Annotated in this window: 14 protein-coding genes; 10 read left to right on the plus strand and 4 right to left on the minus strand. The window is 53.6% G+C overall.

Going from position 1 to position 14,607, the window contains the following annotated elements:
• Positions 1 to 11: 11 nt before the first annotated feature.
• From K0J45_RS18940 to K0J45_RS18955, 4 genes are all read left to right on the plus strand, one after another.
• Positions 12 to 872 carry a glycosyltransferase family protein gene (locus K0J45_RS18940; RefSeq protein WP_258406728.1) on the plus strand — a complete coding sequence of 287 codons (861 nt, stop codon included), beginning with the start codon at positions 12 to 14 and terminating at the stop codon, positions 870 to 872.
• Between the two features lie 18 nt (positions 873 to 890).
• Positions 891 to 1,667, plus strand: a complete 777-nt coding sequence (locus K0J45_RS18945) for a glycosyltransferase family 25 protein (RefSeq protein WP_220043690.1) — start codon at positions 891 to 893, stop codon at positions 1,665 to 1,667.
• A gap of 8 nt (positions 1,668 to 1,675) precedes the next feature.
• The gene (locus K0J45_RS18950; protein WP_220043691.1) at positions 1,676 to 2,821 is read left to right on the plus strand and encodes a glycosyltransferase family 9 protein; all 1,146 of its coding nucleotides are present in this window, start codon (positions 1,676 to 1,678) and stop codon (positions 2,819 to 2,821) included.
• Between the two features lie 341 nt (positions 2,822 to 3,162).
• Positions 3,163 to 3,954 (plus strand): glycosyltransferase family 2 protein, encoded by a 792-nt coding sequence (locus K0J45_RS18955; RefSeq protein WP_220043692.1) that lies wholly within the window; start codon positions 3,163 to 3,165, stop codon positions 3,952 to 3,954.
• Here K0J45_RS18955 and K0J45_RS18960 read toward each other — a convergent pair.
• From K0J45_RS18960 to K0J45_RS18970, 3 genes are all read right to left on the minus strand, one after another.
• A complete protein-coding gene (locus K0J45_RS18960; protein WP_220043693.1) occupies positions 3,951 to 5,051 on the minus strand; it encodes a glycosyltransferase in 1,101 nt (366 codons plus the stop codon). The genes K0J45_RS18955 and K0J45_RS18960 overlap by 4 nt on opposite strands.
• The gene (locus tag K0J45_RS18965) at positions 5,041 to 6,117 is read right to left on the minus strand and encodes a glycosyltransferase (RefSeq protein ID WP_220043694.1); all 1,077 of its coding nucleotides are present in this window, start codon (positions 6,115 to 6,117) and stop codon (positions 5,041 to 5,043) included. Before K0J45_RS18965 ends, K0J45_RS18960 begins: the two co-directional genes overlap by 11 nt.
• A gap of 118 nt (positions 6,118 to 6,235) precedes the next feature.
• On the minus strand, positions 6,236 to 7,315 hold the full coding sequence (locus tag K0J45_RS18970) for a glycosyltransferase family 9 protein (protein ID WP_220043695.1): 1,080 nt from the start codon (positions 7,313 to 7,315) through the stop codon (positions 6,236 to 6,238).
• Between the two features lie 135 nt (positions 7,316 to 7,450).
• Here K0J45_RS18970 and rfbC point away from each other — a divergent pair, with 135 nt between their 5' ends.
• From rfbC to K0J45_RS18990, 4 genes are all read left to right on the plus strand, one after another.
• Positions 7,451 to 7,999 carry a dTDP-4-dehydrorhamnose 3,5-epimerase gene (gene rfbC, locus K0J45_RS18975; RefSeq protein WP_220043696.1) on the plus strand — a complete coding sequence of 183 codons (549 nt, stop codon included), beginning with the start codon at positions 7,451 to 7,453 and terminating at the stop codon, positions 7,997 to 7,999.
• Positions 7,992 to 9,062: a dTDP-glucose 4,6-dehydratase gene (rfbB, locus tag K0J45_RS18980; protein WP_220043697.1), complete on the plus strand. Its 1,071-nt coding sequence runs from the start codon at positions 7,992 to 7,994 to the stop codon at positions 9,060 to 9,062. Before rfbC ends, rfbB begins: the two co-directional genes overlap by 8 nt.
• Before the next feature lie 28 nt (positions 9,063 to 9,090).
• The gene (gene rfbD / locus K0J45_RS18985) at positions 9,091 to 9,984 is read left to right on the plus strand and encodes a dTDP-4-dehydrorhamnose reductase (protein ID WP_220043698.1); all 894 of its coding nucleotides are present in this window, start codon (positions 9,091 to 9,093) and stop codon (positions 9,982 to 9,984) included.
• A gap of 65 nt (positions 9,985 to 10,049) precedes the next feature.
• Entirely contained in the window at positions 10,050 to 10,775 is a 726-nt protein-coding gene (locus K0J45_RS18990; RefSeq protein WP_220043699.1) for a 3-deoxy-D-manno-octulosonic acid kinase, read from the plus strand.
• Here K0J45_RS18990 and waaA read toward each other — a convergent pair.
• The gene (waaA, locus tag K0J45_RS18995; RefSeq protein ID WP_220043700.1) at positions 10,772 to 12,037 is read right to left on the minus strand and encodes a lipid IV(A) 3-deoxy-D-manno-octulosonic acid transferase; all 1,266 of its coding nucleotides are present in this window, start codon (positions 12,035 to 12,037) and stop codon (positions 10,772 to 10,774) included. The genes K0J45_RS18990 and waaA overlap by 4 nt on opposite strands.
• 285 nt (positions 12,038 to 12,322) lie before the next feature.
• On the opposite strand from waaA, the gene K0J45_RS19000 reads away from it, so the two are divergent.
• The gene (locus tag K0J45_RS19000) at positions 12,323 to 12,976 is read left to right on the plus strand and encodes a TetR/AcrR family transcriptional regulator (protein WP_011867502.1); all 654 of its coding nucleotides are present in this window, start codon (positions 12,323 to 12,325) and stop codon (positions 12,974 to 12,976) included.
• Between the two features lie 430 nt (positions 12,977 to 13,406).
• Positions 13,407 to 14,600, plus strand: a complete 1,194-nt coding sequence (locus K0J45_RS19005; protein ID WP_144201280.1) for a glycine C-acetyltransferase — start codon at positions 13,407 to 13,409, stop codon at positions 14,598 to 14,600.
• Positions 14,601 to 14,607: the final 7 nt, after the last annotated feature.

The following is a 14,607-nucleotide window of genomic DNA, read 5'->3' on the forward strand; positions in this document are numbered from 1 at the left end:
AACTCTTTGTCATGAATGACAATAAATTGAAAACAGCGATCTTTACACTCGCCATTGGCGATGAAAATCCCATGTACCGTGCCGCCTTGCTCAGTTTCGAGAAATATGCCGAAAAAGTCGGTGCCGATCTCATCGTTTCGAAGGAGCTGCATTATCCAATCACCATCACGAACCCGAGACATACTGCAAGCCCGGCATGGACTGAAAAGTTATATATCAAAGAGTTGTTGAAAAAATATGACCGAATACTTTACGTGGATGCCGATATCATTATTACTCCCGATGCCGACAACATTTTTGATGTTTATAACGATCTAGACACTATTTACCTCTTCAACGAGGGGCAATTGCTCGAGCGACAACCTGTGATCGATAAAATCTCGGCAATCATGGGTGAAATAAAAGATTGGCCTAAAGTAAATGGACGCCCTGTCTACTATAACTTGGGCTGTATGCTAATCTCACGCCAATGTCCATTATTCGACATTGCGTCACTGGCAGATCTTCAGACGCTCTGTAACCATATAAAGTACTATGAACAAACTTATGTAAATTATTTGATACAAAGAGATCAGCTCAAACATCAAAGTATATCTGCACAATTCAACCGTATGGATGTATTAGGATCACAAGATTATAAACAGGCCCACTTTATTCATTATGCAGGTCGAGGCTACACAAATTCTTCCTTAAAACGTGAAGTCAGGTTTGTAAACGACTTTTGCGATATGTTTTCCGGTCGAATAGACGATGATGTATTGGAAAAAATCAAGCAAGACGGCTGGAATCTGTTCATCAATAAGGCTCATAAACGCTATAAGTTACCAAAACCAATTATCAGTGCCTTGGCCAAGACCTTCGTCACCATTTAAGGAAAATAGCAAATACTCATGCTGAAATATAAAGTTTTTGTTATCAACTTAGCCCGCTCCCCTGAGCGTATGACCCATATTACTGAACAGCTAAATCGCATTGGCGTGCCATTCGAACGCCTGGAAGGTATCGATGGCAATGAGCTCACAGATAGTGACATTGAACGGGTTTCTCCTGCCAAACTGGTACGCCAAAACTATTATAGAGCGCTCAGTAAAGGAGAAGTCGGTTGCAGCCTTAGTCACAAAAAAGCATGGCAAAAAATCATCGACGATGGATTGGACTATGCTTTCATTCTCGAAGATGACATCTACTTGGAAGACAATTTTGCCGACGTTGTTAACTTAATGGCTAGTCTACCGACTCAAGAATGGGACTTCATCAAACTTTATCCGCTACGTAAAGGTGGCCTTAAGAATATCAGAAATACCTTTGATTATAAGGGTCATAAATTTATTAGTTACCACAAGTTCCCTATTAGTGCTGTGGCACAAATCGTCAGCAAAAAAGGGGCGCAAGCACTGATTAAAAATATGCCGTATGTAGTACAACCTGTTGATGGACATATAAAATCTTGGTGGACGCTAGGCATTTATCCGTTCGGACTAATCCCCTACTGCGTTTCGGTCAATCTCACCGGCCAATCGGACATCAACCCTCATGGAGGGCTTGAAAAAATGAAGCAACGCAAATTGACCAAATTGTATCTCAACTGGCAACGAGCACTCTCAAGACTTTTTGCAACACCTAAACTTGATCGTAAATTCAAACTATTTACTAATTATCTAAAATAGAGATTATTGTGTCCGCCTTAATTGAACATTCAAGCATACTGAAAGCTAAGCGTGTTTTATACATGACACACTTAGCCATTGGAGACTTTGTCTATCAAGGAGCTTGGTTACGCGCTCTTAAAGCAAAATACCCTCATCTTAGTATCGATATTTGGTTTGACGACTGTCGCAGCAAACCCCACGATTGGGCAAAAGGTCGCAATAAGATTCTATCGGAGTGGATAAATGCCATAGGGGATTTCGATGAAATCTACCCTATTGTGAGCAACCTGGCAGAACGTCAGACAGCAATCCAAAATGCTAGAGACAAAAATTACGATATCATTATTTTCGTGGGGAAAAATCGTAGCGAACAGTTTGCAAAGGTTGCGCGTCAGATCTCATCAACAGCCATAGCCGTCGCGACCATGCGCTATACCTTAGGGAATCTATTTAGCAGTAAAATCCATACAAGCAAACTCGATGGCATTATCAGCTACCGAGATATTGCCAAACAAAGTTCACATGTTACTGACTTCTATGGCCATTGCTTTAACAAAATTGTCGGCTTAGAGACTTCAGATCTCATCAATGACAATAAACAACTCGACATCCAAATTCGCCCAGAATATGACGCAAGTGTGCAACCTGTTATCACTTCGCTTACGCAAGGTGACCCAAGCAGGCTGATTATTTTTATCAACCACCTCTCAACAGCTACAAAAAAGGATTACCCCTGGCCTCAGGTGAAACAGGTCATTCGGGAGCTTAATTCGAAATATACTAATCTCGTCTTTGTTGTTAATACGCCACCCGATAAGTTTGAATCTGTCACGGCAGAAATACGAGGTGATAGCGATTTAAATCAGAAACAGATCACGACCTTTACGGCACTAAATAATTTCTTTGAGCTTCCCGCTATCATAGGTCTTTGCGATCTGGTTATCAGCGTCGATACTGCTACCGCTCACCTCGCTGTATGCATGTCTAAACCTCAAGTCACCCTCATGGCCAGCGACTTTAAACTTTGGCAACCACTAGGCGATAGCCTCATCCTTGAAGGCGCAGGAAAAGCAAGATCTATTACAGCTAATCAAGTCATTGATGCTGTAGAAAAGCAAATCCTAAACTTCTATGGTGATTCTGAAAAATTTCAGCCTTCGGAGAACAAATAGCACCCTCAAACATGAGGCTTGCGCAGGAACGAACTTCAGCTGACTTTAAAGACTCCAGCAAGCCGACTCTGGGTCGAAAGTGGCTTAAATAAAAGCGGCTTAAATAACGGTTAATATCAATAAGCAATCACTTAAGTTTTAGGGCTGCATACACTAACAATTGCAGCCCTTTTCATGCCACAGTCCACCAGCCTTTCGTTCACCTTTGAAACCGCAGATTTACCCCGCAGTTACAGCGACACCCGCCTATTAACACAAAACCAGCTAATAGATTGAAAAAATAAAATTTATCGCCTCTAACGAGTAAAATTCCGGCCAAGATTATCACTCGTTAAGGCGCCATGAAGACCTCACTCATCATCACCACCTATAACTGGCCTCAAGCTCTGAGTAGCGTACTAGCCAGTGTCCATAGGCAAAGCCAGCTTCCAGACGAAGTGATCATCGCCGATGATGGCTCAGGCCCGGCAACACGCGAGCTTATCGACACACTCAAGGCCAGCTTTCCCGTCCCGCTGATCCACAGCTGGCATGAGGATAGGGGCTTTCGTCTGTCCGCCAGTCGGAATCGCGCCATAGGGCAGGCCCGCTTCGACTACATCATAATGATCGACGGCGATCTCGTGCTGCACCCAGACTTTATCGCCGATCACCTTGCCGTCGCCGAGCCCAATTGCCTGGTGACGGGCAAACGAGTGAAGCTGGGACCGGCCCTGAGCCAGCGGATCTTGGCAGGCGCCGCGCGTCCTTATCTCTTCTCACCAGGCATCGCCAGGGGCAGAGAGCAAGCGCTTCGCAGCCGTTGGCTATGCGAGAAAAGCGGCTGGGGGGCGCCGGACTCGATAGAGGGCATACACGGTTGTAACCTGGGATTCTGGCGGCGAGATGCCCTGGCCATCAACGGCTTTAATCAGGCATTCGAGGGCTGGGGCCCTGAAGATAAGGAGTTTGCCCTGCGCATGTACCACAACGGTAAATGGCGCAAGCGGGTAAAGTTTTATGCCGTCGCCTTTCATCTGCATCACAAGGAGAGCTGTCGCCAGCAGCTGGCCTACAACAATCTTTTATTTCAGCACACGCTTACCCAGAGGCCGATTCGCTGCGCCCAGGGCATAAGTGAACTCGGCTCCTAAGGCAACTCGCAGAGGCTCAGATAGTCGGCGACTATCTTATCGATTGCCACCTGAGTGAGGATCTCACTGTCCGCAAGGCTTGGATAATGCTCCAAGGCCTTATCTAGCTTACGACTCAAGGCCTCACTATCCCGCCTCGGCACCAGATACTCGGCGAGCTCTTTTGTCATGATCTCATCCGGCCCATGGGGACAGAGGGTGCTGACCACTGGCGTACCACAGATCAAGGACTCGATTAGCACGGTCGGCAGGCCTTCATAATCTGAACTCAGCACTAAGAGGCGCGCCGCCTTGATCCAGGGAAAGGGGTTGGTCTGAAAGCCGGGGCAGATGATGCGATCGGCCACGCCATGCTTCTTGGCCAGCCTCATCGCCTTCTTGGGGTTGTTACAGAGCAGCACCAGTGGCAAGGGCTTATGCATCTTGGCAAGCGCCTGGAACAGTATGTCATGACGTTTCTGGCGGGCGACGCGGCCAACATGGATAAGGAATTCCCCCTTGGGGATATCCGGGTTCGCCTCAGCGGCCTTTGCCCTTATCGCCTCAACATCGAAGGGGTTGTAGATGGTGCGCATGCTACTGGGCACGATTCGACCGCTTTGATTGATCTCGCGAGTTATCCCCTTGGACACTGTGATCAATGCCTGGCCATTCAGTGCCCGCTTGGCTCTGAGCATGGTGAGATAAGCGATAGGCCCGAGCTTACGCTCGCGCTTCAACTCCTCTTCGATAGAGTTATGCACCACGATATAGAGCGGCGACACGCCGGCGCGGGTCAACAACAGATTACTCTTGTCCAGATTAGACAGGATAAGATCGAACTTGCCATGGGTCTGCTCGAGTCCGTCGATCCACTGTTTCACCCTAGCCGCCGAGCGGCCTAGTCGCCACCAGGCGATGATATGACGGTCGCGCTCATCGAAACAGACATGCAGGGGAATATCTGCTGGCACGGTATAGTCATAATGTGGGGAAAGTACCAGCAGGTGCGGCTCATGCCCTAGGCGTTTCAGCTCGGCCGCCAGGGTCAGGACTATCTTCTCTGCCCCGCCACCGGCGAGGCTATCTATGGCCAAACCGATACGTTTAGCGCTCACCGACGAGCCCCAAGAGTCGTTCAATCTCCGCCATGCAGATATCCAGCCCCTTAGCCTCGGCCTCTCTATCCATATTGGCAACAAGCTGCAGGGCGGTCTGGGGTTCCAGCAGGCGCTGCACCTGAGCGCACATGGCATCGAGTTCGAGATCACAGCTCAGCGCCAGGCCTCGCTGCACGCAGCGCTGGATCCGCTTGGGCTGATCCTTGGAGACGGCCACCGCCAACGTCGGCACCTTGAGGGCGATCGCCTGCAACAGGGTATCGCCGCCGCTCAGCACGGCGCCTGCGGCGCCATCGAGTAAATTGATAAACTCAAGGCTAGAGAGTCGTTCTATGGCCACCACGCCCTCTAGCTGAGGTAAATCTTTGGGGTAATTAGGGCCAAACACCATGACGCTGGGGATCCCCGTCTCTCGATAACAGGCCTGCGCCACCAGGGCGAAGCGCTCGGCGGCCAGCGTCGAGCCGACATAATGTCCGCCAGAGCCGGCACTATAGAGAAGGTAACCCTTTGGCTCTAGTCCATATTCTTGCTGCAAGCCTTGCTGCAAGGTGCTATCTGGCCGCGCGAAGATAGAGCCGGTAAAGATGGGCTCGGCGCGGTTGATCAGATTTAACTTGAAACGGTCGAAACGACTGATATCGCCAATCACAAACTCGGGCTGTACCACCCAATGGCTATCGGTGACCAAGGCCCGCTCCAGCTTCATGCCGCGGGCACGCTTGCGTTTGTGTTGGCTGATGAAGACTACCTTGGCGCCGCTACGGTTGGCATGTTTTAGCTGGGCCTTGCGGCCGGCGGCATCGAAGATCACTAGGTCAGGCTTGAGCCTTGAGACCAACTGATTGACCTCTTTCACACGCTTGGTGGGGGTGTCGTTAACCAGATGGGTCGGATAGGGACAATGTTTGGCATAGGGCGCGCGGCTATTGAGCACGAATTCAACCTGCGCCTGCGGCCAACGCAACATGATCTCGTCGGCCACTATGGTGGAACGCATATATTCACCTATCCCCTCTTCACAGGAAACAGGTACAAACAGAAATTTTGGCGCCACTGACATCGACGATATCCCTAAAAATGAATGGGAAAACCCCATCTTCCCTCATTGCATGACTCAGCCGACGGTGGCCAGATGAGCCAATCAAACCTGAAGTCTACCATTAATCGCCAACCCCTGGCTAATGGCTGGCGTGTTGTTGCGGCTCGCTAACTTGGTCACCGGCGCTTGCTTGCGTCAGGCGATCAAACTCCGCCAGCACGGGCGCCACCTGAATCATCTCCATCAGGTGCTCCCCCTTGGCACGGGTCCCCCAGGGTACATCGCCCGAGTGTTGCTGAGCGATCGCCTGGTCATAGACGCTGACCACGCTGTCTAAACAGGTATAGGGCCCGGTGCGTCCAGGATTAGAGTGGGCGTAGAGGCCGATCACTGGCGTGCCCTGAGTCACCGCCATATGGGCCGGGCCGGTATCTGGTGCCAGGACGATACTCGCCTGTTTCAGAAGCGCCAGAAGCTGGGTCAGCGAGGTCTTGCCCACCTGGTTTTCGATGCGGGTATCGCCATGTGAAAGGATCGCCTCGGCGAGCTGACGCTCCATAGGAACCGGGCCGCCGCATAAGAGCACACGGTAGCCCTTCTCAAGCGCATGGTCAGCCACCTGGGCATAACGCTCGGGCAGCCAGTTGCGCTCGGCCTTACTGGCGGCGGCGCAGATCACTAAGGTCTTGCTCCCATCTGGGATCTGCTGGCGGGCGAACTCGGTATCGGCGGCGGGCACTGGAATCTCCCACTTAGGTTTAAGATCCGTGACGCCCACAGCCTTGGCAAAGCCCATGAAACCCTCGAGCACATGGGGCGTCGCCAAGGGCTCCACCCGGCGATTAGTCACCAGCCACTGCCCCTCCTTGGCGCGGGCGCGATCGAAGCCCAGACGCACCTTTGCCGAGATAGCCAAGGAGGCGATGGTTGCCCTGAGCGCCACCTGCATATGCAGCAGCAGATCGAAGCGACGCCCCTTCAGGGCGCGGTGCAGGTTGAAGTAACTGCGCCAGCCCTGGGATTTGTCGAAGATCACAAACTCGACGCCGGGCAGATGCTTAAGCAGCTGATACTCCACCTTGCCGATCACCCAGGTGATCTTAAGATCTGGATACTGGCGCTGAATCGCCTGCACCATGGCCACCGCATGACACACGTCACCGATGGCAGATAAACGTAAGAGACACAAAGAGTGGGCAGTCTGCAAATTCAAGCTCATATAGGGGCCGCTGAGAAATAATTAGGGAGTAAGGATCCGCAACGAGTTTAATGTAGAATGTCACTAGGTTCCATGATTAGGCCGTCATAGGAACGAAAATGAACGAAATTCCCTGTTTATCGGCCGGATGACACTATGAAGATCCACGATACTTCCATTCCAGACGTTAAGCTGCTCGAACCTCGGGTGTTCGGCGATGAGCGCGGCTGTTTTTTCGAGACGTTTCGTCAGCAGTGGTTTAAGGAGCACCTGGTGGATCTCGACTTCGTGCAGGAAAATCAGAGCCATTCGCTGCAGGGCACCCTGCGTGGGCTGCACTATCAGCTTAGACAGCCTCAGGGCAAGCTTATCCGTGTGGTCAGCGGTGAGATCTTCGATGTATGTGTCGATCTGCGCCGCAATAGCCCGAGTTTCGGTCAATGGACTGGGCACCACCTGTCGGCAGACAACAAACATCAGCTCTGGGTGCCACCCGGGTTCGCCCACGGCTTCTATGTCGTCTCGCCTGAGGCCCACTGCCTCTATAAGTGCACCGACTATTATGCGCCGAATGATGAACACAGCATCCGTTGGGACGACGACACCTTAGCCATCGATTGGCCGCTACTCAGCACACGATCGCCAATCCTGTCGCCAAAGGACAAGGCCGCGGGCACCTTTGCCGAGGCCGATTACTATGAATAGTAGCAAGCATCACCCGTTAGCCGGGCGCAATATCTTGATCACAGGCGGCGCTGGCTTTATCGGCTCTGCATTGATTCGCCACCTCATCGCGCTAGGCGATTGCCGTGTAGTGAACTATGACAAGCTCACCTATGCTGGTAACCTGCTATCGCTAACGGCCGTCGAGCAGGATCCCAACTACCATTTCATCCAGGCCGATATCAATGATGGCGCTGCCCTGGGCGGAGCCCTAAGGCAATACCAGATAGATCTGGTGATCCATCTGGCAGCGGAGACCCATGTGGACCGCTCTATCGAGGGGCCGAGAGCCTTTATCGACACCAATATTGTCGGCACCTTCGAGCTGCTGCAGCAATGCCTAGACTATTATCGCAAGCTGCCGACGGAGATGGCGGCACGATTTCGCCTGCACCATGTCTCAACCGACGAAGTATTTGGCGACTTAGGCTCAGACCAGGCGGGATACTTTAGCGAGCAGTCTCCCTACGCCCCCAGCTCGCCTTATTCCGCCAGCAAGGCCGCGGCGGATCATCTGGTGAGGGCCTGGCACCGCACCTATGGCCTACCGGTAGTGCTGTCGAACTGCTCCAACAACTATGGCCCCTATCAATATCCGGAGAAGCTGATCCCCGTGACCCTACTTAACGCCCTGCTGGGAAAATCGATTCCCGTCTATGGCGATGGCAAGCAGATCCGCGACTGGCTCTATGTGGACGACCACGCCCATGCCCTGTGCCAGGTGGCCGCTCGGGGCGAGCCAGGCGAGAGCTACAACATAGGCGGCATGAATGAGATGACGAATCTCGAAGTCGTCAGCCTCATCTGCGATCTGTTAAATCAAAAGGTCACCGAGAAGCCCAGCGGCATCAACGATTTCAGGCAACTCATCGGCTTCGTCAAAGACAGGCCGGGGCACGACACCCGCTACGCCATTGACGCCAGCAAGCTGAGCCGCACCTTAGGCTGGCAGCCTAGCGAAAGCTTCGCCAGAGGCTTGGAGAAGACGGTGGACTGGTATCTGACACACCTGGATTGGTGCCATCAGGTGGCGAGCCAATCATGATGAGCAAGTCCATAATGGGGCCAGCACGATGAAACCAATATTGGTGATCGGCCGCCATGGGCAGGTTTCCCAGGCGCTCAAGGCGACTCAGCCAGATGGCTACCAGGTACACTATCTGGGCCGCGAGGCGTTGGATATCCGCGACAGCCAGGCGATCGAGCGGGTATTAGACCAGCAAGACTATCAACTGGTCATCAACGCCAGCGGCTATACTCAGGTCGATGCTGCCGAGACAGACAGCCAGGCCGCCTTTGCCCTCAACCACCTGGCGGTAAAGGCACTGGCCGAGCACTGCGGTAAACGGGACATCAGGCTTATCCATATTTCCAGCGACTATGTCTTCGATGGGGTCTTTGAAGAAGTGCTCGATGGGCAACAGCGTCAGCCCTATCGCCCAACGGATAGACCTAACCCGCTGAGTCGCTACGGCGAATCTAAGTGGCACGGTGAGCAGGCAGCGCTGGAATATGGCCAGGGCCATGCCTGCATAGTGCGCACCTCGTGGCTCTACTCCCCCTTCGGGCATAACTTTGTCAAGACCATGCTGACCCTGATGCGCCAGGGTAAACCGCTTAAGGTCGTCGACGATCAATGGGGCACGCCAACTTCGGCCATCGCCCTTGGACAGTTTATCTGGCAACTCATTCAAGTGACAAAGCCAGAACCCATCTATCACTGGAGCGACCTCGGCGTCACCAGCTGGTTTGAGTTTGCACGGCGGATAGCAGATAGCGCCTATGCATTGGGGCTTCTCGATAAGCCGGCAAACATCAGCCCCATTAGCACCCAGGAATACGGTGCGGCGGCGCCTCGCCCGCGCTACAGCGCCCTGGATACCAGTCAGTCTCAGGCTATTCTGCCCGCAAAACGCTGGCAGGATAATCTCATCCAGGTACTGCAACAACTGGCGAAAGAGGGCTGACAGGGCACCAATATCGGGTACAATTCCCCATAGCGACCATTTAAGCCTGTTGAGCCAGTGAATCTATGCAAATAAAAACTACCGATGCCGGTTGCATCGTCTTTAGCCAAGCTTCGCTCAAGGCGATCACCCCAGATTGGTTTACCTTCGATTACTGGCAAGACCTAGGGGCCATAACAGGCTCTTCGACGGGCCGCTACACCACCTGGTTTGTCAATCCAGCGCCTCTGAGCCAGGCGCCCGAGGAGGAGTGGGTACTCAGACACTATTATCGTGGCGGCATGATGGAGAAGTTCAGCCGCGATGCCTATCTCTATACCGGGTTTAAGCGTTGCCGGGCGATCGCCGAATTCAACCTGTTGGAGCAGCTGTTTAAGGAAGGATTTGCGGTGCCGGAACCCGTGGCGGCGCAGATCCAGCGCAGCGGCCCCTACTATCGTGGCGATATCATCATCAAGCGGATCCCAGGCGCTCGCGATCTGGTGGCCGAACTAAGCCAGGGCCCCATGTCGGATGAAAAATGGCAGGCGCTCGGTGCCTGTATCGCCAAGTTCCACCGCCGCGGCGTCTACCACGCCGATCTTAACGCCAAGAACATACTATTGGCTGGCGAGAGCTTTACCCTGATCGATTTCGACCGCGGCGCGTTGAAGAAGCCTGAAAGCAAGTGGCAACAGTCCAACTTGGATCGCCTGCTCCGCTCCTTCAACAAGGAGAAGGGCAAGGCGCCCGAGCTGCACTTTAGCCAGGAAAAGTGGCAGCAGCTGTTAGCGGGCTACGCCCAGGCCTAAGCCTTAATCAACTCGCTAGCCAAGGAGAACTGGGCAGCCAATGCCCCCTTATTGGCCTCGACCACCTCGAGCCCAGCCTCTCTGGCGGCCAGGTAGGCCGCCTTATCGTCAAACTTATGCACCAGCTGCTGCGCCAACTCATCGGCATCTTGCACTAAGGCTAAAGATCCCGCCTCCTTGAGCAGGCCAGTGATCTCGGCAAAATCCCAGTGATGTGGCCCCACATAGACGGGCAGGCCGATGGCCGCCGGCTCCAGTGGATTATGGCCGCCATTCTCGATCAGGGTACCGCCGACAAAGGCCTGATCCGCCGCACCATAGAAGCTGAGCAGCTCACCCATGGTGTCGCCTAGCAGCACCTGAGTCTGGTCATCCACCGCATCGTGTTTACTTCGGCGCGCCAGCTCGAGCCCTGCGGCCTTCACCCGACTGGCCGCCGCGTCAAACTGCTCTGGATGCCTGGGCACCAACACCAGCAGGGTATGGGGGAAGCGCATCAACAGGCTCTTGTGCGCGGCGAGCATGATATCAAACTCCCCGGGATGCACGCTGCCCGCCACCCAGACAGGGGTCTCCATCCGCTGCCAGGTCTTACGCAGCTCTTTTGCCTTCTCTAGCAAGTCTGGCGCTATAGTGAGGTCGAACTTGAGGCTTCCCGTGACCTTTACCCGCGCGGCCTCGACGCCCAGGTCGATGAAACGCTGCGCCGCTTGAGACGACTGGGCGGCAATAACATCCAGTGATCGCAGCATGGGCAGCGACAGCTTGGGCCGGCCGCGATACTGGTTGGCGGACTTCTCCGACAGGCGGGCGTTGGCCAGCATCAGCCTAATACCCCGGCTTTTGGCCTGATGAATGAGGTTCGGCCACAGCTCTGTCTCCATGATGATAATCTGCTTAGGCTGTAGCTGGCTTAGGAAACGCGCGACACACAAGGGGAGATCGAAGGGCAGATAGCAGTGCTGCACGCTTTCGCCAAAGGCTTTTATCACCTCTGCCGATCCGGTCGGGCTCGTGGTGGTAATGGTAATACTGAGCTGAGGGTAGGCAGCCTGTATCTGTTTGATCAGCGGAATCGCCGCCAGGGTCTCCCCCATGGAGACAGAATGGATCAGCAGATCTGCCCGCGACAGCGTCGACAGACCGAAGCGTTCGCTCCAGCGACCACGGTAATCTGGGCTCTTGATCGCTCGAATCGCCAGATAGAGAATCAGCAGAGGGCTTAGCAGATACAGCAAGGCAGAATAGTGGGTACGATTCATAGGGGATGGCACTTACACAGGGTCAATTTACTCATAGGCCTTAATAGTAACATATGCCGCTGGCCGGCGGGCGGCAAACAGACGCAGGCCCAATAAGCCTCACATCAATTTATAAATCGGCAGAAAAACAGGGGGTTAATCTTAACTGGTCTGAGTAGCCATAGATTGACTTTTACCCGCTGGCTGATAACTTCAACTGGAGCCTTTACTCGAATATAGCCCTATGACTCGCGTGCCAGACAAGGCCGGCCCACGAGTAATAAACCGACCTGACTTAGGATCAAGATGAAGACCCGCGATAAAATCGTCCACGCCGCCCTGGCCCTGTTTAACGAGCATGGTGAGCGCGCCATCACCACCAACCATATTGCCGCGCATCTGGGGATCAGCCCGGGTAACCTCTACTACCATTTTCGCAATAAAGAAGACATCATCCGCTCCATCTTCAGCCTCTATGAACAGCACTTGGAGACAGGCTTTCAGCCCTATGAAGGCAAAAAGGTCGATGTCGACCTCTTGATCGGCTACTTCGACGCCCTCTTCTACACCCTGTGGCAGTTCCGCTTCATGTACGCCAATCTGGTGATCATCCTCAGCCGCGACGAGGTGCTCAACAAGCAGTATACGGTCACCCATGAACAGGTACTCAAGCGAGCCACCAGCATCCTTACCCAGCTAAAACAGGATGGCGTATTGGTGATCGACGACGCCGAGATCACGCCGCTGGCCGACACCATCCGCATGGTGGCCTGCTTCTGGATCAGCAATCAGCTCACTCACTCTGAGGCCACCCAGATCACCAAGACCTCCCTCTACGAGGGGCTACTGCGAGTGTTGATGATCTTCAAGGCCTACGCCAGCGAGTCCGCCAGACCCACCTTCATCAGGCTGGAGCAGCACTACCAGGCCCTGGCCAAGGCGGAACAGGAAGAAGACTAAACCACGGTTCTGCCACTCACCTCATCATCTGGCCTCTCGCTTAGTCTGTCGTGATAGGCCTGTCGTGATAGACCAGTTGTGACATTTCGCATTATTTTTTGTTATGCGAAAGTTGCACTTGCACTAACTTAGTTAATAGCGCAAAAAAAAATGTGGCGCCGGCCGGGTTTAAGGTTAGAATTCGGCCAGCCTAGCGCGATCCATATCCCAGGCGTCCCCCTTTCCGGCAGGCATGTCGGCAACAATAGATGGTCGAAACTGAACTAGACTTAATCATTCATCGACGGGGCGATACCTGGCTATGACAAGCCTGACTTATGCGTTAAAGATGGTTCCTAACTTATCGCCTTTCCTCGAGTCTATCTGCCAAGTGTGCAGGCTCGGGCAAAGCATACAAAAATAAAACGAGACAGAAAGAAGGAGACTACAGGTGGCAACGACCTCATTCTACGATCAAATTAATCAGCAGCTGGCTGAAGTTAAAGCGGAAGGCTTATACAAGAGCGAGCGCGTTATTGCCTCTCCTCAGAAGACTGAAATCGAAGTCAACGGCCACGAAGTGATGAACTTCTGCGCCAACAACTACCTTGGCCTGGCCAATCATCCCGAACTGATCGCCGCTGCGCAGCAGGGCCTGAGCGATCACGGCTTCGGTATGGCGTCTGTGCGCTTCATCTGTGGTACCCAAGATATTCATAAGCAACTCGAGGCCAGCCTGAGCGAATTCCTCGGCATGGAAGACACTATTCTTTACTCTTCTTGCTTCGATGCGAACGCCGGTCTGTTCGAGACCCTGCTGGACGCCGAAGACGCCATTGTCTCAGATGCCCTGAACCACGCCTCTATCATCGACGGTGTACGTCTGTGTAAGGCCAAGCGCTTCCGCTATGCCAACAACGACATGGCCGATCTGGAGACCCAACTGCAGGCGGCAAAGGCAGCCGGTGCGCGCCACATACTGATCGCCACCGATGGTGTGTTCTCGATGGACGGAGTGATCGCCAACCTCAAAGGCGTCTGCGACCTGGCCGATAAATATGGCGCCCTGGTCATGGTGGATGACTCTCACGCCGTGGGCTTTATCGGTCAAAACGGCCGCGGTACCCACGAGTATTGCGACGTGATGGACAGGGTCGACATCATCACGGGCACCCTGGGCAAGGCCCTGGGCGGCGCATCGGGTGGATTCACCTCGGCGAAGAAAGAGGTCGTCGACTGGCTACGTCAACGCTCGCGTCCTTACCTCTTCTCTAACTCGCTGGCCCCTTCTATCGTCACCGCCTCGATTCACGTGCTGGAGATGCTAAAGTCAGGCCAGGCACTGCGCGAAGCCGTATGGGAAAACAGCCGTTACTTCCGCGAAAAAATGACTGCGGCAGGCTTTACCTTGGGCGGCGCCGACCACGCAATCATCCCTGTGATGATTGGCGATGCCAAGCTGGCCAGCGACTTTGCTAACCGTCTGTTGGAAGAGAACATCTATGTGATCGGCTTCTCCTTCCCTGTGGTACCTAAGGGCCAGGCCCGTATTCGTACCCAGATGTCGGCCGCTCATACCCGCGAGCAGCTAGATCGCGCCATCGATGCCTTCACCCGCATCGCCAAAGAGATGGGAATTATCTAGGAGTCTA

The sequence above is a fragment of the Shewanella alkalitolerans genome (assembly GCF_019457575.1).
GTDB lineage: Bacteria > Pseudomonadota > Gammaproteobacteria > Enterobacterales > Shewanellaceae > Shewanella > Shewanella loihica.

Coding starts and splice junctions, on each gene's coding strand:
- K0J45_RS18940 (WP_258406728.1), top strand. CDS start 12: ATGAATGACAATAAATTGAAAACAGCGATCTTTACACTCGCCATTGGC.
- K0J45_RS18945 (WP_220043690.1), top strand. CDS start 891: ATGCTGAAATATAAAGTTTTTGTTATCAACTTAGCCCGCTCCCCTGAG.
- K0J45_RS18955 (WP_220043692.1), top strand. CDS start 3,163: ATGAAGACCTCACTCATCATCACCACCTATAACTGGCCTCAAGCTCTG.
- K0J45_RS18965 (WP_220043694.1), bottom strand. CDS start 6,117: ATGTCAGTGGCGCCAAAATTTCTGTTTGTACCTGTTTCCTGTGAAGAG.
- K0J45_RS18970 (WP_220043695.1), bottom strand. CDS start 7,315: ATGAGCTTGAATTTGCAGACTGCCCACTCTTTGTGTCTCTTACGTTTA.
- rfbC (WP_220043696.1), top strand. CDS start 7,451: ATGAAGATCCACGATACTTCCATTCCAGACGTTAAGCTGCTCGAACCT.
- rfbB (WP_220043697.1), top strand. CDS start 7,992: ATGAATAGTAGCAAGCATCACCCGTTAGCCGGGCGCAATATCTTGATC.
- rfbD (WP_220043698.1), top strand. CDS start 9,091: ATGAAACCAATATTGGTGATCGGCCGCCATGGGCAGGTTTCCCAGGCG.
- K0J45_RS18990 (WP_220043699.1), top strand. CDS start 10,050: ATGCAAATAAAAACTACCGATGCCGGTTGCATCGTCTTTAGCCAAGCT.
- waaA (WP_220043700.1), bottom strand. CDS start 12,037: ATGAATCGTACCCACTATTCTGCCTTGCTGTATCTGCTAAGCCCTCTG.
- K0J45_RS19000 (WP_011867502.1), top strand. CDS start 12,323: ATGAAGACCCGCGATAAAATCGTCCACGCCGCCCTGGCCCTGTTTAAC.